We start from the raw sequence: 15467 nt of genomic DNA on the forward strand, positions 1-15467 counted from the left end.
TTGGGGGGGGTGGCGGGCCCCTTTTGGTCTCCCCCGGCCCCCCCCAAACCGGCAGCGGTACGGCCTCCCGAGGGGGCCGTACCGCAGGGCTCAGTACTGCTCGGTCTCGACGAAACCGGAGTCCGCGTCGTCGTCCGCGCCGAAGGCGTCCGCGGCGGCGGTCGGGTCGAATCCGGGCGGGCTGTCCTTCAGGGCCAGGCCCATGCCGGCCAGCTTCGCCTTGACCTCGTCGATGGACTTCGCACCGAAGTTGCGGATGTCCAGGAGGTCGGCCTCGGAGCGGGCGACGAGCTCACCCACGGAGTGGATGCCCTCGCGCTTGAGGCAGTTGTAGGAGCGGACGGTGAGTTCCAGCTCCTCGATCGGCAGCGCCAGGTCGGCGGCGAGGGCGGCGTCCGTCGGGGACGGACCCATGTCGATGCCCTCGGCGTCGATGTTCAGCTCGCGGGCCAGACCGAACAGCTCGACCAGGGTCTTGCCGGCCGACGCCATGGCGTCGCGGGGACGCATGGCCTGCTTGGTCTCGACGTCGACGATCAGCTTGTCGAAGTCGGTGCGCTGCTCGACACGGGTGGCCTCGACCTTGTACGTGACCTTCAGCACGGGGCTGTAGATGGAGTCGACCGGGATGCGGCCGATCTCCTGGCCGAGCTGCTTGTTCTGCACGGCGGAGACGTAGCCGCGACCGCGCTCGACGGTCAGCTCCATCTCCAGCTTGCCCTTGCCGTTGAGCGAGGCGAGGACCAGGTCGGGGTTGTGCACCTCGACACCGGCGGGCGGGGCGATGTCCGCGGCGGTCACGAGGCCCGGGCCCTGCTTGCGCAGGTACATCACGACGGGCTCGTCGTGCTCGCTGGACACGACCAGCTGCTTGATGTTGAGGATCAGGTCGGTGACGTCCTCCTTGACGCCCGGCACGGTGGTGAACTCGTGCAGGACGCCGTCGATGCGGATGGACGTGACCGCCGCACCCGGGATCGAGGAGAGGAGCGTACGGCGCAGGGAGTTGCCGAGGGTGTAGCCGAAGCCCGGCTCCAGCGGCTCGATCACGAACCGGGAGCGGAACTCGTCGACGACCTCTTCGGTCAACGAGGGACGCTGAGCGATCAGCATGTGTTGATCAGATCCTTCAGTCGGGGGCGCCCGCTATTTGACGCCCGACTCAAGCCGCACCCGAGGAAGAAGGTGCGGGTACTGCAAGGGTACGGGCGGCAGGGGCCGTATGGCCCCGTACCGCCCGGCACACCCGGTCCGACCGGGCCGCTCTGCCTCAGACGCGACGGCGCTTCGGCGGGCGGCAGCCGTTGTGCGGGGTCGGGGTGACGTCCTGGATGGAGCCGACCTCGAGGCCCGTGGCCTGCAGGGAGCGGATCGCGGTCTCACGACCGGAACCCGGGCCCTTGACGAACACGTCGACCTTGCGCATGCCGTGCTCCTGGGCGCGGCGGGCGGCCGACTCGGCGGCCATCTGCGCGGCGAACGGCGTGGACTTCCGGGAGCCCTTGAAGCCGACGTGGCCGGCGGAGGCCCAGGAGATCACGTTGCCGGTCGGGTCGGTGATCGAAACGATGGTGTTGTTGAACGTGCTCTTGATGTGCGCGTGGCCGTGAGCGACGTTCTTCTTTTCCTTGCGGCGCACCTTCTTGGCAGCGCCCTGACGTCCCTTGGGGGGCATCCTTAACTCCTACGGGAGGTGGTCGGTCCTACAGCGAAGACCGCTGGCGGCGAGTCCGCTGTGGACTACTTCTTGCCCGGCTTCTTCTTGCCGGCGATGGCGCGACGCGGGCCCTTGCGGGTGCGGGCGTTGGTGCTGGTGCGCTGGCCGTGGACGGGCAGACCGCGGCGGTGCCGCAGGCCCTGGTAGCAGCCGATCTCGACCTTGCGGCGGATGTCGGCCTGGACCTCGCGGCGGAGGTCACCCTCGGTCCGGAAGTTGTTGTCGACGTACTCGCGGATCGCGACGAGCTGCTCTTCGCTCAGGTCGCGGACGCGGGTGTCGGGGTCGATGCCGGTGGCAGCCAGCGTCTGCTGCGAGAGGGTCCGGCCGATGCCGAACACGTAGGTGAGGGCGACCTCCACACGCTTGTCGCGCGGGATGTCGACACCGGAAACGCGTGCCATTCAATGGCTCCTGGTGATCTTCGGAGGTCTTCCGCAGGACCGGTTCCCAGCCGCCGTATGAGGTACGGACTGAGTCCCCGGCCTCCGCACCGGGGGTGTCGAGCCGCTCACGGCTCGGGCCCTGCGTATGAACAGATTCAGCTCGCGTCGCGCGAAGCCCTGCGAATCGCAGAGGGAGGGTCGTGCGTCAGCCCTGGCGCTGCTTGTGGCGCGGGTTGTCGCAGATGACCATGACCCGACCGTGACGGCGGATCACCCTGCACTTGTCGCAGATCTTCTTGACGCTCGGCTTGACCTTCATTGGGTGAGGTTCTCCGGGTCAGTTGCCGGCGGTCCCGCACGGGGCGGGACGTGGGCAAGATCTACTTGTAGCGGTAGACGATCCGGCCACGCGTCAGGTCGTACGGAGACAGCTCCACCACGACCCGGTCGTCAGGGAGGATGCGGATGTAGTGCATGCGCATCTTGCCGCTGATGTGTGCCAGGACCTGGTGGCCGTTCTGGAGCTCGACCTTGAACATGGCGTTCGGCAGAGACTCGACGACAGTGCCCTCGATCTCGATGGCACCTTGCTTCTTGGCCACGCTTCGCCCTTCGAATCGACTACCTTGATCGACTCTCGCGACAGTTTCACACCGGGGGTGTGAGAGCACGTGGACATGCGGATGCACGAGAGCCGACGAGTCAGTCTACGTCAGGGCACCCGGAAACACGAATCGAGTAAGGCTGCCCCGCTGCGGAGATCCTTATGCCAGCGGGTCGGGGGCGGCGGTGACGCCGTACTCGGCGAGCTTGGCCCGGCCGCCGTCGGGAGCGGTCAGGACCAGCGGGCCCTGCTCGGTCAGGGCGACGGAGTGCTCCCAGTGCGAGGACCAGGTGCCGTCCGTGGTGATCACGGTCCAGTCGTCCTGGAGGACCTCGGTCCGGGGCGTGCCCAGGGACACCATCGGCTCGATGGCCAGGCAGAAGCCGGGCACCAGCTTCGGGCCCTTCCCGCGCCGCTTCTCGACGTAGTTCAGCAGGTGGGGGTCCATGTGCATCTCGGTGCCGATGCCGTGGCCGCCGTAGTCCTCGATGATGCCGTAGCGCCCGCCGCCGGGCTTGGGCTGGCGGCGGATGTACGTCTCGATCGCACGGGAGACGTCGACCAGGCGGTTGCCCTGCTTCATCGCCGCGATGCCCGCCCACATCGACTCCTGGGTCACCCGGGACAGCTCGATCAGCTCCGGAGCGTGTCCGGAGCCGACGAAGGCGGTGTAGGCGGCGTCGCCGTGCCAGCCGTCGACGATGGCGCCGCAGTCGACGGAGATGACGTCGCCGTCCTTGAGGACGACGTCCTCGGACGGGATGCCGTGCACGACGACCTCGTTGACGGAGGTGCAGATGGTCGCCGGGAAGCCGCCGTACCCGAGGAAGTTGGACTTCGCCCCGTGCTCGTCGAGGACCTTGCGGGCGACGTCGTCCAGGTCCTTGGTGGACGCGCCGGGAACCGCGGCCTCGCGGGTCGCGGCGTGGATGGCGGCGACGACCAGGCCCGCCGCACGCATCGTCGCGATCTGCTCGGGGGACTTGATCTGCACCATGGGGGTCCTGCGCTCTCCGTCGCTCGCGTCATCAACCGGTTACGTACACAACAGTAAGGCCGTGGCGCCCCCCCGCCCCCCACGGCCGTGAAGGACCGACTGTCAGCGGTCGGCGTCCTCGCGCTTCAGCGCTCCCATCGCCCGCTCGGTGACCTCGTCCACCGGGCCCATCGCCTCGATCGTCACGACCAGGCCCTGGGCCTTGTAGTAGTCGATGATCGGCTCGGTCTGCGTGTGGTAGACCTCCAGCCGCTTGCGGACGGTGTCCTCGGAGTCGTCGTCGCGCTGGTAGAGCTCGCCGCCACACTCGTCGCAGACGCCGTCCCGGGCCGGCTTCTTGTACGTCACGTGGAAGACGTGCGCCGACTCGTTGCGGCAGACGCGGCGGCCGGCGATCCGCTTGACGACCTCGTCCTCGGGGGCCTCCAGGTCGAGCACCGCGTCCAGCGTGATGTTCTCGGTGGTCAGCAGCTCGTCCAGCGCCTGGGCCTGCGAGACGTTGCGGGGGAAGCCGTCCAGCAGGAAGCCGTTCTCGGCGTCGGGCTGCTCCATGCGGTCCTTGGCCATCGCGATGGTGACCTCGTCCGGCACGAGGTTCCCCGCGTCCATGTAGGACTTGGCGAGCTTCCCGAGCTCCGTCTGCCGGCTGATGTTGGCGCGGAACAGGTCGCCCGTGGAGATGTGGGGTACGCGCAGCTTCTCGGCGAGACGGGTGGCCTGCGTGCCCTTGCCGGCACCCGGCGGCCCCACGAGAACGATTCGCATCAGCGGAGGAACCCTTCGTAATTGCGCTGCTGGAGCTGGCTCTCGATCTGCTTCACCGTCTCCAGGCCGACACCCACGATGATGAGGATGCTGGTCCCGCCGAACGGGAAGTTCTGGCTCGCCCCGAAGCCAACCAACGCCATCGTCGGTACGAGAGCGATCAGTCCCAAGTACAGCGAACCCGGCCAGGTGATCCGGTTGAGCACGTACGACAGGTACTCAGCGGTCGGTCGGCCAGCCCGGATGCCCGGGATGAAGCCACCATACTTCTTCATGTTGTCGGCGACTTCTTCGGGGTTGAAGGAGATCGCCACGTAGAAGAACGCGAAGAACACGATGAGCAGGAAGTACATCGTGATGTAAAGCGGGTGGTCGCCCTTGGTCAGGTTCTGCTGGACCCACTGCTTCCAGCCGGAGTTGCCGCCGGAGAACTGCGCGATCAGGGCGGGGATGTAGAGCAGCGACGAGGCGAAGATGACGGGAATCACACCCGCCTGGTTCACCTTGAGCGGGATGTAGGTGGACGTACCGCCGTAGGACCGGCGGCCGATCATCCGCTTGGCGTACTGCACCGGGATGCGGCGCTGGGCCTGCTCGACGAAGACCACGAGACCGACCATGACCAGCCCGACGGCGATGACGGTGCCGAACTCGATCCAGCCGCCGGCCAGGTTGCCCTGCAGCTTGATGGCCCAGAGGGCGGAGGGGAAGGTCGCGGCGATCGAGATGAACATCAGGATCGACATGCCGTTGCCGATGCCGCGGTCCGTGATCAGCTCGCCGAGCCACATCACGACGGCCGTGCCGGCGGTCATGCAGACGACCATGGTGACGGTGGTGAAGATCGCCCGGTCCGGGACGATGCTCCCGGCGACGGTGCAGCCGGAGAAGAGGGCGCCGCTGCGGGCGGTGGCCACCAGGCCGGTGCCCTGCAGCACGGCCAGCGCCACCGTCAGGTACCGGGTGTACTGGGTGATCTTCGCGGTGCCCGCCTGGCCCTCCTTCTTCAGGGCCTCCAGGCGCGGGATCACCACGGTCAGCAGCTGAAGGATGATGCTCGCCGTGATGTAGGGCATGATGCCCAGCGCGAAGATCGTGATCCGCAGCAGCGCGCCGCCGCTGAACAGGTTCACCAGGCCGAGCAGACCCTGGTTGCCGGACGCCTCGTCCACGCACGTTTGAACGGCCTTGTAGTTGACGCCCGGGATCGGGATGCTCGTACCCACCCGGTACACCACGATGATGCCGAGCGTGAAGAGCAGCTTATTGCGCAGGTCGGGCGTCCTGAACGCCCGGGCGAACGCGGTGAGCACGGTGCCTCCTGCGACCCCCGCGCAACTGCGTCAAGGGTGACGGTCTTGAGGTTCGACAATTACGTAACGGTCAGCTGCCGCTCAGGGTGCCTCATGTGACGCACCCAGTGAAAGTGGGCAGTGCAGGCCACCTTACCGGCGAAGGTGCCACCCTAGGAACGACCAACCGCGGATACCGTTGCCACACGGAGCCCGGAAACCTCCCCGGGAGCCCCTCACTTCACCCGCTGCCGGTCCGGGAGGCGAGGGAACTCCCTTTCCGTACTTTTTGTCTTTCGCCGCGGAGTGACACCCGCCGCACCGGTTGCGGACGGGTGAGGGGCCGGCGCCGAACGGCGTGGGTGGGATGCCGGGGCAGGGCCGGCGGCAGGGAGCCGGTGGGCCACGGTGCCGGGCGGCTGCCTGCCGGGCGGCTGTCTGCCGGGCCGCGCGCCGGACGCCGGGCCGTCGCCCGCCGGACCCCGGGCCGTCACACCGGCACCGGCACCAGCAGACCCCGTACGGCGCCCCGCGCCACCCCGCGGGCAGGCGTACCGGGCGCCTACGGACCCCGCACGGGGCCGGCCGTGCGGTCGCGCCCCGTACCGGGACCCGTGCGGTCGCGCCCTGTACCGGGACCCGTACGGCCGCGGCGCCGCCGGATCCACCGGATGCCGCCACACGCCCGGACAGCCGGACCGGACACGCAGAAGGCCCGGCCCGCTCCCCGAGGGGGGCGGGCCGGGCCTCCGTGCTGCGGGACCGGGCTCAGACGAGCTCGGTGACCGTACCGCCGGCGGCGGTGATCTTCTCCTTGGCGGAGCCGGAGACGGCGTCGACCGTCACCTGCAGCGCCACGGAGATCTCGCCCTGGCCGAGGACCTTGACGAGGCTGTTCTTGCGAACGGCGCCCTTGGCCACCAGCGACTCGACGGTGACCTCGCCACCCTCGGGGTACAGCGCGGCCAGCTTGTCGAGGTTCACGACCTGGTACTCGGTCTTGAACGGGTTCTTGAAGCCCTTCAGCTTCGGCAGGCGCATGTGCAGCGGCATCTGGCCGCCCTCGAAGCGCTCCGGAACCTGGTAGCGGGCCTTGGTGCCCTTGGTGCCACGACCGGCCGTCTTACCCTTCGACGCCTCACCACGACCGACACGGGTCTTGGCGGTCTTGGCGCCCGGGGCGGGACGGAGGTTGTGGATCTTGAGCGGGTTCTGCTCCGCCATGATCAGTCGACCTCCTCGACCGTCACGAGGTGGCGGACGGTCTGCACCATGCCGCGGAACTCGGGGCGGTCCTCCTTGACGACCACGTCGTTGACCCTCTTCAGGCCCAGCGAACGCAGCGTGTCACGGTGGTTCTGCTTGCTGCCGATGTAGGACTTGACCTGCGTAATCCTGAGCTGCGCCATGACTACGCACCCGCCCCGGCACGCGCACGCAGCAGGGCCGCGGGGGCGACGTCCTCCAGCGGCAGACCGCGGCGGGCCGCGATCTCCTCGGGACGCTGCAGACCCCGCAGGGCCTCCACGGTCGCGTGCACGATGTTGATGGCGTTGTCGGAGCCGAGCGACTTCGACAGCACGTCGTGGATACCGGCGCACTCGAGCACGGCGCGCACCGGGCCACCGGCGATCACACCGGTACCGGGGGACGCGGGCTTGAGCAGCACGACGCCGGCAGCCTTCTCACCCTGGATGGGGTGCGGGATGGTGCCCTGGATCCGGGGGACCTTGAAGAAGTGCTTCTTGGCCTCCTCAACGCCCTTGGCGATGGCGGCCGGCACCTCCTTGGCCTTGCCGTATCCGACACCCACGGTGCCGTCACCGTCGCCCACCACGACCAGCGCGGTGAAGCTGAAGCGACGACCACCCTTCACAACCTTGGCGACGCGGTTGATCGCGACGACGCGCTCAACGTACGCGGTCTTGTCGGCGGCAGCAGCGCCGCCGTCACGGCCCTTCCGGTCCCGCCGCTCGCCGCCACCGGCACCGCCACCGCGGCGCTGGGGTCCAGCCATTGGAATTACCTCTCTCTTCTCCGCTAGCTACGGCGGCTCAGAACCTGAGCCCGGCTTCGCGGGCGGCGTCCGCCAGGGCGGCGATGCGCCCCGCGTACTGGTTGCCACCACGGTCGAACACCACGGCCTCGACACCGGCGGCCTTGGCGCGCTCGGCGACCAGGGCGCCGACCTGCTTGGCCTGCGCGGACTTGTCGCCCTCGCCACCGCGGATCGAGCTGTCCAGAGTGGACGCCGACGCCAGGGTGTGGCCCTTCAGGTCGTCGATCACCTGCGCCACGATGTGGCGGTTGGAGCGGGTCACGACCAGGCGGGGACGCTCGCCGGTACCGGAGACCGTCTTGCGGATCCGGATGTGGCGGCGCTTGATGGCGGCGCGCTTGTACGCGTCGCCCTTCAGAATCTTCTGCCCGTATGCCATGGCTTACTTACCCGCCTTTCCGACCTTGCGGCGGATGACTTCGCCCTCGTACTTGACGCCCTTGGCCTTGTACGGGTCGGGCTTGCGCAGCTTGCGGATGTTGGCCGCAACCTCGCCGACCTTCTGCTTGTCGATGCCCTCGACCGAGAAACGGGTCGGGGCCTCCACCTTGAAGGTGATGCCCTCGGGGGCCTCGACCAGGATCGGGTGGCTGTAGCCCAGCGAGAACTCCAGGTTGGAGCCCTTGGCCTGGACGCGGTAGCCGACACCGCTGATCTCGAGCTTCTTGACGTAACCCTGGGTCACGCCGGTGATCATGTTCGCCACCAGCGTGCGGGACAGGCCGTGCAGGGCCTTGTTCTGACGCTCGTCGTTGGGGCGGGTCACCTGGAGGGTGCCGTCTTCGCCCTTGGCGACATCGATCGGCGTCACGACGGTGTGGGTCAGTTCGCCCTTGGGGCCCTTGACCTTGACCGTACGGCCGTCGATGGTGACGTCCACGCCGGCGGGAACCGCGATGGGGAGCTTGCCGATGCGCGACATAGCTGTTTCCTCCGTTCCCTTCTGCTACCAGACGTAGGCGAGGACTTCCCCACCCACGCCCTTCTTGCCGGCCTGCTTGTCGGTGAGGAGCCCGTGCGACGTGGAGATGATCGCCACGCCGAGGCCGCCCAGCACCTTGGGCAGGGAGGTGGACTTCGCGTAGACCCGGAGGCCCGGCTTCGAGATCCGCTTGATGCCCGCGATGGAGCGCTCACGGTTCGGGCCGAACTTCAGCTCCAGGACGAGGTTCTTGCCGACCTCGGCGTCCTCGACCTTCCAGCCGGTGATGAAGCCCTCCTGCTGGAGGATCTCCGCGATGTGCGACTTGATCTTGGAGTGCGGCATCGCCACCGAGTCGTGGTACGCCGAGTTCGCGTTTCGCAGACGCGTCAGCATGTCTGCGATCGGATCAGTCATGGTCATGAATTGGCCTGTGGCCTTTCTCGCCGGGGTTTCCTATATGCGCCATCCCTCTCCCCGTACTTCTTCCAGACGGGACGGGTGCGGCGCGGGGACCTACGGCGTAGTAAGCGATCTTTCAGCGGACTTGTGTCCGCGGGCGATCCAGGGCGGCAGTGCCCAACCCCACCAGCCTACGGCACGTGGCGGCGGGACCCTGCCGACCCAGCTGCTTACCGAGAGGCTCCAGCATCCGTGTCCTGCCGGCGTTCCGGGCGGTCCGCCCTCTTCAGGCGGTGCCCGGACGCCGACCGGACGGGACTACCAGGAGCTCTTGGTCACGCCCGGCAGCTCGCCGCGGTGAGCCATCTCACGAAGGCACACGCGGCAGAGGCCGAACTTGCGGTAAACGGAGTGGGGACGGCCGCAGCGCTGGCAGCGGGTGTACGCACGCACACCGAACTTCGGCTTGCGAGCGGCCTTCGCGATGAGAGCCTTCTTCGCCATCTCGCTCACGCCTCCTTGAACGGGAAGCCGAGGTGACGGAGAAGGGAGCGGCCCTCTTCGTCGTTGGTCGCCGTGGTGACCACGGTGATGTCCATACCCCGGACGCGGTCGATCTTGTCCTGGTCGATCTCGTGGAACATGACCTGCTCCGTGAGACCGAAGGTGTAGTTGCCACGGCCGTCGAACTGCTTGGGGGACAGGCCGCGGAAGTCGCGGATGCGCGGCAGCGCGAGCGACAGGGTGCGGTCCAGGAACTCCCACATGCGGTCGCCACGGAGCGTGACGTGGGCACCGATCGGCTGTCCCTCGCGCAGCTTGAACTGCGCGATGGACTTGCGGGCCTTGGTGACGGCCGGCTTCTGACCGGTGATGGTGGTCAGGTCGCGGATCGCGCCCTCGATGAGCTTCGAGTCACGGGCGGCGTCGCCGACACCCATGTTGACCACGATCTTGACGAGGCCGGGAACCTGCATGACGTTCTCGTACTTGAACTCGTCACGCAGCTTGCCCGCGATCTCCTCGCGGTACTTCTGCTTGAGACGCGGCGTGGTGGTGGTCGTCATCAGATGTCCTCACCCGTCCGCTTGGCAACGCGGATCTTGTTGCCTTCCTCGTCGAAGCGGTAGCCGACACGCGTGACGACCTTGTTGCCGTCCTTCTCCACGACCAGCTGGACGTTGGAGACGTGGATCGGCGCCTCGGTGGTCACGATGCCGCCGGCCTGGGAACCGCGAGCGGTCGGACCGGCCTTGGTGTGCTTCTTGACCCGGTTGACACCCTCGACCAGGACACGGTCCTCGCGCGGGTAAGCGGCAATGACCTTGCCCTGCTTGCCCCTGTCCTTGCCGGTGATGACCTGGACCAGGTCGCCCTTCTTGATCTTCATGCTTACAGCACCTCCGGCGCGAGCGAGATGATCTTCATGAACTTCTTCTCGCGCAGCTCACGGCCGACCGGGCCGAAGATACGGGTGCCGCGAGGGTCGCCGTCGTTCTTCAGAATGACGGCGGCGTTCTCGTCGAAGCGGATGTACGAGCCGTCCGGACGGCGACGCTCCTTGACGGTGCGAACGATGACGGCCTTGATGACGTCACCCTTCTTCACGTTGCCACCGGGGATCGCGTCCTTGACGGTGGCGACGATGACGTCACCGATGCCCGCGTAGCGGCGACCGGAGCCGCCGAGCACACGGATGCAGAGAATCTCCTTGGCACCCGTGTTGTCGGCGACGCGCAGTCGCGACTCCTGCTGGATCACGTCTATCTCCTGTGTGTCTGCCGGTTCCCCGACGGGACCGCCGCCCTCGGGCGGTGCGGCCCCGTCGGAGCCTGGCGGAACTGACCTGCGGGGTCTGCCCCGCAGGAATGCCTTGCTGGAGCAACTCCCCCGAGGGGGGTTACTTGGCCTTCTCGAGGATCTCGACGACGCGCCAGCGCTTGCTGGCGGACAGCGGCCGGGTCTCCATCAGGAGGACGCGGTCGCCGACGCCGCAGCTGTTCTGCTCGTCGTGCGCCTTGAGCTTGTTGGTACGGCGGATGACCTTGCCGTACAGCGCGTGCTTGACGCGGTCCTCGACGGCGACGACGACGGTCTTGTCCATCTTGTCGCTGACGACGAGACCCTCGCGGGTCTTGCGGAAACCGCGCTCTTCCTTCTTCTCAGTCACGTTGCTCTCGCTCATCAGGCGTTCTCCACCGTCTCGATGCCGAGCTCACGCTCACGCATGAGGGTGTAGATCCGGGCGATGTCCTTGCGGACCGCCTTGAGACGGCCGTGGTTCTCGAGCTGGCCGGTCGCCGCCTGGAAGCGGAGGTTGAACAGCTCTTCCTTGGCCTCGCGGAGCTTGTTCAGCAGCTCCTCGTTGCCCAGCTCGCGCAGCTCGGACGCCTTGGTGCCGGCCGACATCACGCTTCACCTGCCTCGCGCTTGACGATCCGGCACTTCATCGGCAGCTTGTGGGCCGCACGGGTCAGCGCCTCACGGGCGATCTTCTCGTTCGGGTAGGACAGCTCGAACATCACGCGTCCGGGCTTGACGTTCGCGATCCACCACTCCGGCGAGCCCTTACCGGAACCCATGCGGGTCTCGGCGGGCTTCTTGGTCAGCGGCCGGTCCGGGTAGATGTTGATCCAGACCTTGCCGCCACGCTTGATGTGGCGGGTCATGGCGATACGAGCCGCCTCGATCTGGCGGTTCGTGACGTACGCCGGGGTCATCGCCTGGATGCCGTACTCGCCGAACGCGACCTGCGTACCACCCTTGGCCATGCCGTTGCGCTTGGGGTGGTGCTGCTTGCGGTGCTTGACCCTACGGGGGATCAGCATGACGGTCAGGCCTCCGTTCCGGTGCTCTCAGCCGGAGCATCGGCCTTGGGCGCCTCGGCCTTGGGGGCCTCGGCAGCCTGCTGAGCCTGCTGCGGCTTGCGACCGCGCCGGTCGCCGCGGCCACCACGGGCCGGGCGGTCCGAACCACCGCGGGACGGGCGGTTGCCCGCACGCGCGGCGGCGTTCTCGGCGCGGACCTCGGCGATGTTCTTGACGTCGCCCTTGTAGATCCAGACCTTCACGCCGATGCGGCCGAAGGTCGTCTTGGCCTCGAAGAAGCCGTAGTCCACGTTCGCGCGGAGGGTGTGCAGGGGCACGCGGCCCTCGCGGTAGAACTCCGAGCGGGACATCTCGGCGCCGCCGAGGCGGCCACCGCACTGGATCTTGATGCCCTTGGCGCCCGCCTTCATCGCCGACTGCATGCTCTTGCGCATGGCGCGGCGGAAGGAGACGCGGGAGGACAGCTGCTCGGCGACGGCCTGGGCCACCAGCTGAGCGTCCGTCTCCGGGTTCTTGACCTCGAGGATGTTCAGCTGGACCTGCTTGCCGGTCAGCTTCTCCAGGTCACCGCGGATCCGGTCGGCCTCGGCGCCGCGGCGGCCGATGACGATGCCGGGGCGGGCGGTGTGGATGTCGACGCGGACGCGGTCGCGGGTGCGCTCGATCTCCACCTTGGAGATGCCGGCGCGCTCCATGCCGGACGTCATCATCCGGCGGATGGCGACGTCTTCCTTGACGTAGTCCTTGTACAGCTTGTCGGCGTACCAGCGCGACTTGAAGTCGGTGGTGACACCGAGCCGGAACCCGTGCGGGTTTACCTTCTGGCCCATTACCGGGTTCCTTCCTTGCTGCTGACGACCACGGTGATGTGGCTGGTCCGCTTGCGGATCCGGTAGGCGCGGCCCTGGGCGCGCGGCCGGAACCGCTTCAGGGTCGGGCCCTCGTCGACGTAGGCCTCGGAGATGAAGAGGCTGTCGGCGTCGGTGTGGTCGTAGTTGTGCGCGGCGTTGGCGATGGCGCTGTCGAGCACCTTGCCGACCGGAACCGAGGCTGCCTGCGGAGCGAATCGCAGAACAGCCTGGGCCTCCGTGGCGTCCATGCCACGGATGAGGTCCACCACACGGCGGGCCTTCATGGGCGTGACGCGGATGTACCGCGCCTGGGCCCTGGCTTCCATGGTTGTCCCTTCAGAGTTTCTTACTTGTCTGAATGCGATCCGCTTAGCGGCGCTTCGACTTCCGGTCATCCTTGACGTGGCCCCGGAAGGTGCGGGTCGGCGAGAACTCGCCGAGCTTGTGGCCGACCATCGACTCGGTGACGAACACCGGGATGTGGGTCTTGCCGTTGTGCACCGCGAGGGTGTGGCCCAGCATGGCCGGGACGATCATCGAGCGGCGGGACCAGGTCTTGATGACGTTCTTGGTGCCGGCTTCGTTCTGGGCGTCCACCTTCTTCATGAGGTGGTCGTCGACGAAGGGCCCCTTCTTCAGGCTACGAGGCATCTCAACCCGTCCTTAGCGCTTCTTGTTCGTCTTGCGGCGGCGGACGATGTACTTGTTGCTCGCCTTCTTGGGAGAACGAGTACGGCCTTCCTTCTTGCCCCACGGGGACACGGGGTGGCGGCCACCGGAGGTCCGGCCCTCACCACCACCGTGCGGGTGGTCGACCGGGTTCATGACCACACCGCGGACGGTCGGGCGGACGCCCAGCCACCGCTTGCGGCCTGCCTTGCCCCAGTTGATGTTGCTCTGCTCGGCGTTGCCGACCTCACCGACGGTGGCGCGGCAGCGCGCGTCCACCATGCGGATCTCGCCGGACGGCATGCGCAGGGTCGCCATGGCGCCCTCACGGGCCAGCAGCTGCACCGAGGCACCCGCGGAGCGGGCGAGCTTCGCGCCACCGCCCGGACGGAGCTCGATCGCGTGGATCGTGGTACCGACCGGGATGTTGCGCAGGGCGAGGTTGTTGCCCGGCTTGATGTCGGCCGCGGGGCCGTTCTCGATGCGGTCGCCCTGGCCGAGGCCACGCGGCGCGAGGATGTAGCGCTTCTCGCCGTCCGCGTAGTGCAGCAGCGCGATGCGCGCGGTGCGGTTGGGGTCGTACTCGATGTGCGCGACCTTCGCCGGCACGCCGTCCTTGTCGTGACGACGGAAGTCGATCACGCGGTAGGCGCGCTTGTGTCCGCCACCCTGGTGGCGAACGGTCACACGACCGGAATTGTTACGGCCGCCCTTGCTGTGCAGCGGACGGACCAGCGACTTCTCCGGCGTGGACCGCGTGACCTCGACGAAGTCGGCGACGCTGGCGCCACGACGGCCAGGAGTCGTCGGCTTGTACTTGCGGATACCCATTGTCTCTCAGTCCTCGGAAGTTCTTCCGAAATCTGGACGCTCACGACCTCCGTCAGGAGGTCGGACCGCCGAAGATGTCGATACGGTCGCCCTCGGCGAGGGTCACGATCGCGCGCTTGGTGGCGGCACGCTGGCCGAACCCGGTGCGGGTCCGCTTGCGCTTGCCCTGGCGGTTGATCGTGTTGACCCCGGTGACCTTGACGTCGAAGACCGCCTGGACGGCCTCCTTGATCTGGGTCTTGTTGGCACGCGGGTCGACGATGAACGTGTACTTGTTGTCGTCGAGCAGTGCGTAGCTCTTCTCGGACACGACCGGCTTCAGCAGCACGTCACGGGGGTCCGTGTACGCCTTGCTGGCCGGGGTGACGACGGTGTTCTTGCCCTCGGTGGCGTGGCGGCGCGCCTTGGCGACGCGCGCGGCCTTGGCGGCCTTCGCAGCCTTGGAGGCGATGCTCGGGTGACGCGTAGCCATCAGGCCTCGCTCCCTTCGTTGTCGTTGGCCTTCTGCGGGCCGGCGACGAAGGACTCGAAAGCGGCCTGGGTGAAGACCACGTCGTCCGAGACGAGAACGTCGTACGTGTTCAGCTGGCCCGGCTCCAGGATGTGCACCTGGGGCAGGTTGCGGGCGGACAGCCACGCGGCCTCGTCGGAGCGGTCGACGACCAGGAGCAGGTTCTTGCGCTCGCTGATCTTGCCGAACAGGCTCTTGGCGGCCTTGGTGCTGGGGTTCTCGCCCTCGACCACGCCGGCGACGACGTGGATGCGGTTGTGGCGGGCCCGGTCGGTGAGGGCACCGCGGAGGGCGGCGGCCTTCATCTTCTTCGGGGTCCGCTGCGAGTAGTCGCGCGGCACGGGGCCGTGCACGACGCCACCACCGGCGAACTGCGGCGCGCGGGTCGAGCCCTGGCGGGCGCGGCCGGTGCCCTTCTGGCGGTACGGCTTCTTGCCACCGCCGCGGACCTCGCCGCGCGTCTTGGTCTTGTGCGTGCCCTGGCGGGCAGCGGCCAGCTGCGCGACGACGACCTGGTGGATCAGCGGGACGCTGACCTTGGCGTCGAAGATCTCCGCGGGGAGCTCGACGGAACCGGCCTTGTCGCCCACCGGCGAAAGGATGTCAATGCTAGTCGAAGTACTCATCGGCTTA

The 15467-nt window shown here is 67.8% G+C and carries 27 protein-coding genes; all 27 read right to left on the reverse strand.

Translation table 11 applies throughout. The annotated features are described in order from the left end of the window. Positions 1-90: 90 nt before the first annotated feature. The 27 genes from ACL02U_RS30605 to rplD all read right to left on the reverse strand — a co-directional run bounded on the left by ACL02U_RS30605 (position 91) and on the right by rplD (position 15460). Positions 91-1113 (reverse strand): DNA-directed RNA polymerase subunit alpha, encoded by a 1023-nt coding sequence (locus ACL02U_RS30605; RefSeq protein ID WP_412794254.1) that lies wholly within the window; start codon positions 1111-1113, stop codon positions 91-93. Positions 1114-1270: 157 nt separating this feature from the next. Beyond that, positions 1271-1675, reverse strand: a complete 405-nt coding sequence (rpsK, locus tag ACL02U_RS30610) for a 30S ribosomal protein S11 (RefSeq protein WP_003948617.1) — start codon at positions 1673-1675, stop codon at positions 1271-1273. 65 nt (positions 1676-1740) lie between these two features. Then, entirely contained in the window at positions 1741-2121 is a 381-nt protein-coding gene (gene rpsM / locus ACL02U_RS30615; protein ID WP_412794255.1) for a 30S ribosomal protein S13, read from the reverse strand. Between the two features lie 187 nt (positions 2122-2308). Next, positions 2309-2422: a 50S ribosomal protein L36 gene (rpmJ, locus tag ACL02U_RS30620; RefSeq protein ID WP_003974245.1), complete on the reverse strand. Its 114-nt coding sequence runs from the start codon at positions 2420-2422 to the stop codon at positions 2309-2311. Between the two features lie 61 nt (positions 2423-2483). After that, complete coding sequence (gene infA / locus ACL02U_RS30625) at positions 2484-2705, reverse strand: translation initiation factor IF-1 (protein WP_003948620.1); 222 nt, start codon at positions 2703-2705, stop codon at positions 2484-2486. Between the two features lie 162 nt (positions 2706-2867). Next, complete coding sequence (gene map, locus ACL02U_RS30630; protein WP_412794256.1) at positions 2868-3704, reverse strand: type I methionyl aminopeptidase; 837 nt, start codon at positions 3702-3704, stop codon at positions 2868-2870. A 102-nt stretch (positions 3705-3806) separates the two neighbouring features. Further along, on the reverse strand, positions 3807-4469 hold the full coding sequence (locus ACL02U_RS30635; protein ID WP_412794257.1) for an adenylate kinase: 663 nt from the start codon (positions 4467-4469) through the stop codon (positions 3807-3809). After that, positions 4469-5782, reverse strand: a complete 1314-nt coding sequence (gene secY, locus ACL02U_RS30640) for a preprotein translocase subunit SecY (protein WP_412794258.1) — start codon at positions 5780-5782, stop codon at positions 4469-4471. The genes ACL02U_RS30635 and secY overlap by 1 nt, the downstream gene beginning before the upstream one ends. Before the next feature lie 747 nt (positions 5783-6529). Further along, positions 6530-6985 (reverse strand): 50S ribosomal protein L15, encoded by a 456-nt coding sequence (gene rplO, locus ACL02U_RS30645; protein WP_095748086.1) that lies wholly within the window; start codon positions 6983-6985, stop codon positions 6530-6532. Between the two features lie 2 nt (positions 6986-6987). Next, the gene (gene rpmD / locus ACL02U_RS30650; RefSeq protein ID WP_412794259.1) at positions 6988-7170 is read right to left on the reverse strand and encodes a 50S ribosomal protein L30; all 183 of its coding nucleotides are present in this window, start codon (positions 7168-7170) and stop codon (positions 6988-6990) included. Positions 7171-7172: 2 nt separating this feature from the next. Continuing rightward, positions 7173-7778, reverse strand: a complete 606-nt coding sequence (gene rpsE / locus ACL02U_RS30655; RefSeq protein WP_412794260.1) for a 30S ribosomal protein S5 — start codon at positions 7776-7778, stop codon at positions 7173-7175. 37 nt (positions 7779-7815) lie between these two features. Beyond that, on the reverse strand, positions 7816-8199 hold the full coding sequence (rplR, locus tag ACL02U_RS30660; RefSeq protein ID WP_412794261.1) for a 50S ribosomal protein L18: 384 nt from the start codon (positions 8197-8199) through the stop codon (positions 7816-7818). A 3-nt stretch (positions 8200-8202) separates the two neighbouring features. Then, a complete protein-coding gene (gene rplF / locus ACL02U_RS30665; RefSeq protein WP_412794262.1) occupies positions 8203-8742 on the reverse strand; it encodes a 50S ribosomal protein L6 in 540 nt (179 codons plus the stop codon). 24 nt (positions 8743-8766) lie between these two features. Then, entirely contained in the window at positions 8767-9165 is a 399-nt protein-coding gene (gene rpsH / locus ACL02U_RS30670) for a 30S ribosomal protein S8 (protein ID WP_184760998.1), read from the reverse strand. A 297-nt stretch (positions 9166-9462) separates the two neighbouring features. Next, the gene (locus ACL02U_RS30675) at positions 9463-9648 is read right to left on the reverse strand and encodes a type Z 30S ribosomal protein S14 (RefSeq protein ID WP_003956452.1); all 186 of its coding nucleotides are present in this window, start codon (positions 9646-9648) and stop codon (positions 9463-9465) included. Positions 9649-9653: 5 nt separating this feature from the next. After that, positions 9654-10211, reverse strand: coding sequence for a 50S ribosomal protein L5 (gene rplE / locus ACL02U_RS30680; protein ID WP_412794263.1), 558 nt, complete (start codon positions 10209-10211; stop codon positions 9654-9656). Continuing rightward, positions 10211-10534, reverse strand: coding sequence for a 50S ribosomal protein L24 (rplX, locus tag ACL02U_RS30685; protein WP_412794264.1), 324 nt, complete (start codon positions 10532-10534; stop codon positions 10211-10213). Before rplX ends, rplE begins: the two co-directional genes overlap by 1 nt. A gap of 2 nt (positions 10535-10536) precedes the next feature. Beyond that, positions 10537-10905 carry a 50S ribosomal protein L14 gene (gene rplN / locus ACL02U_RS30690; protein WP_003992364.1) on the reverse strand — a complete coding sequence of 123 codons (369 nt, stop codon included), beginning with the start codon at positions 10903-10905 and terminating at the stop codon, positions 10537-10539. A 139-nt stretch (positions 10906-11044) separates the two neighbouring features. Next, positions 11045-11329: a 30S ribosomal protein S17 gene (rpsQ, locus tag ACL02U_RS30695; RefSeq protein ID WP_412794265.1), complete on the reverse strand. Its 285-nt coding sequence runs from the start codon at positions 11327-11329 to the stop codon at positions 11045-11047. After that, positions 11329-11553, reverse strand: a complete 225-nt coding sequence (gene rpmC, locus ACL02U_RS30700) for a 50S ribosomal protein L29 (protein ID WP_059079052.1) — start codon at positions 11551-11553, stop codon at positions 11329-11331. Before rpmC ends, rpsQ begins: the two co-directional genes overlap by 1 nt. Further along, a complete protein-coding gene (gene rplP / locus ACL02U_RS30705; protein WP_412794266.1) occupies positions 11553-11972 on the reverse strand; it encodes a 50S ribosomal protein L16 in 420 nt (139 codons plus the stop codon). Before rplP ends, rpmC begins: the two co-directional genes overlap by 1 nt. A gap of 5 nt (positions 11973-11977) precedes the next feature. Then, entirely contained in the window at positions 11978-12802 is an 825-nt protein-coding gene (gene rpsC, locus ACL02U_RS30710) for a 30S ribosomal protein S3 (RefSeq protein WP_412794267.1), read from the reverse strand. Continuing rightward, a complete protein-coding gene (rplV, locus tag ACL02U_RS30715) occupies positions 12802-13149 on the reverse strand; it encodes a 50S ribosomal protein L22 (RefSeq protein WP_003974262.1) in 348 nt (115 codons plus the stop codon). The genes rpsC and rplV overlap by 1 nt, the downstream gene beginning before the upstream one ends. 43 nt (positions 13150-13192) lie before the next feature. Next, on the reverse strand, positions 13193-13474 hold the full coding sequence (gene rpsS / locus ACL02U_RS30720; RefSeq protein WP_053759516.1) for a 30S ribosomal protein S19: 282 nt from the start codon (positions 13472-13474) through the stop codon (positions 13193-13195). A 12-nt stretch (positions 13475-13486) separates the two neighbouring features. Then, complete coding sequence (gene rplB / locus ACL02U_RS30725) at positions 13487-14323, reverse strand: 50S ribosomal protein L2 (protein ID WP_412794268.1); 837 nt, start codon at positions 14321-14323, stop codon at positions 13487-13489. A 52-nt stretch (positions 14324-14375) separates the two neighbouring features. Beyond that, positions 14376-14795: a 50S ribosomal protein L23 gene (rplW, locus tag ACL02U_RS30730; protein ID WP_412794269.1), complete on the reverse strand. Its 420-nt coding sequence runs from the start codon at positions 14793-14795 to the stop codon at positions 14376-14378. Next, the gene (rplD, locus tag ACL02U_RS30735) at positions 14795-15460 is read right to left on the reverse strand and encodes a 50S ribosomal protein L4 (RefSeq protein WP_412794270.1); all 666 of its coding nucleotides are present in this window, start codon (positions 15458-15460) and stop codon (positions 14795-14797) included. Before rplD ends, rplW begins: the two co-directional genes overlap by 1 nt. Positions 15461-15467 lie beyond the last annotated feature (7 nt).

This window comes from Streptomyces sp. MS06, from assembly GCF_047200655.1.
Lineage (GTDB): Bacteria > Actinomycetota > Actinomycetes > Streptomycetales > Streptomycetaceae > Streptomyces.

Bases quoted from the DNA above. Each gene is read 5' to 3' on its own strand.
- rplX (WP_412794264.1), bottom strand. From the start codon at position 10,534: ATGAAGATCAAGAAGGGCGACCTGGTCCAGGTCATCACCGGCAAGGAC.
- rplW (WP_412794269.1), bottom strand. From the start codon at position 14,795: ATGGCTACGCGTCACCCGAGCATCGCCTCCAAGGCTGCGAAGGCCGCC.
- rpmC (WP_059079052.1), bottom strand. From the start codon at position 11,553: ATGTCGGCCGGCACCAAGGCGTCCGAGCTGCGCGAGCTGGGCAACGAG.
- rplF (WP_412794262.1), bottom strand. From the start codon at position 8,742: ATGTCGCGCATCGGCAAGCTCCCCATCGCGGTTCCCGCCGGCGTGGAC.
- rplE (WP_412794263.1), bottom strand. From the start codon at position 10,211: ATGACGACCACCACCACGCCGCGTCTCAAGCAGAAGTACCGCGAGGAG.
- rpmD (WP_412794259.1), bottom strand. From the start codon at position 7,170: ATGGCGCAGCTCAGGATTACGCAGGTCAAGTCCTACATCGGCAGCAAG.
- rpsE (WP_412794260.1), bottom strand. From the start codon at position 7,778: ATGGCTGGACCCCAGCGCCGCGGTGGCGGTGCCGGTGGCGGCGAGCGG.
- rpsM (WP_412794255.1), bottom strand. From the start codon at position 2,121: ATGGCACGCGTTTCCGGTGTCGACATCCCGCGCGACAAGCGTGTGGAG.
- rpsH (WP_184760998.1), bottom strand. From the start codon at position 9,165: ATGACCATGACTGATCCGATCGCAGACATGCTGACGCGTCTGCGAAAC.
- ACL02U_RS30635 (WP_412794257.1), bottom strand. From the start codon at position 4,469: ATGCGAATCGTTCTCGTGGGGCCGCCGGGTGCCGGCAAGGGCACGCAG.
- rplB (WP_412794268.1), bottom strand. From the start codon at position 14,323: ATGGGTATCCGCAAGTACAAGCCGACGACTCCTGGCCGTCGTGGCGCC.
- rplP (WP_412794266.1), bottom strand. From the start codon at position 11,972: ATGCTGATCCCCCGTAGGGTCAAGCACCGCAAGCAGCACCACCCCAAG.
- rpsK (WP_003948617.1), bottom strand. From the start codon at position 1,675: ATGCCCCCCAAGGGACGTCAGGGCGCTGCCAAGAAGGTGCGCCGCAAG.
- rplR (WP_412794261.1), bottom strand. From the start codon at position 8,199: ATGGCATACGGGCAGAAGATTCTGAAGGGCGACGCGTACAAGCGCGCC.
- rpsS (WP_053759516.1), bottom strand. From the start codon at position 13,474: ATGCCTCGTAGCCTGAAGAAGGGGCCCTTCGTCGACGACCACCTCATG.
- ACL02U_RS30675 (WP_003956452.1), bottom strand. From the start codon at position 9,648: ATGGCGAAGAAGGCTCTCATCGCGAAGGCCGCTCGCAAGCCGAAGTTC.
- rpmJ (WP_003974245.1), bottom strand. From the start codon at position 2,422: ATGAAGGTCAAGCCGAGCGTCAAGAAGATCTGCGACAAGTGCAGGGTG.
- rplO (WP_095748086.1), bottom strand. From the start codon at position 6,985: ATGGCGGAGCAGAACCCGCTCAAGATCCACAACCTCCGTCCCGCCCCG.
- ACL02U_RS30605 (WP_412794254.1), bottom strand. From the start codon at position 1,113: ATGCTGATCGCTCAGCGTCCCTCGTTGACCGAAGAGGTCGTCGACGAG.
- map (WP_412794256.1), bottom strand. From the start codon at position 3,704: ATGGTGCAGATCAAGTCCCCCGAGCAGATCGCGACGATGCGTGCGGCG.
- rpsQ (WP_412794265.1), bottom strand. From the start codon at position 11,329: ATGAGCGAGAGCAACGTGACTGAGAAGAAGGAAGAGCGCGGTTTCCGC.
- rpsC (WP_412794267.1), bottom strand. From the start codon at position 12,802: ATGGGCCAGAAGGTAAACCCGCACGGGTTCCGGCTCGGTGTCACCACC.
- rplV (WP_003974262.1), bottom strand. From the start codon at position 13,149: ATGGAAGCCAGGGCCCAGGCGCGGTACATCCGCGTCACGCCCATGAAG.
- rplD (WP_412794270.1), bottom strand. From the start codon at position 15,460: ATGAGTACTTCGACTAGCATTGACATCCTTTCGCCGGTGGGCGACAAG.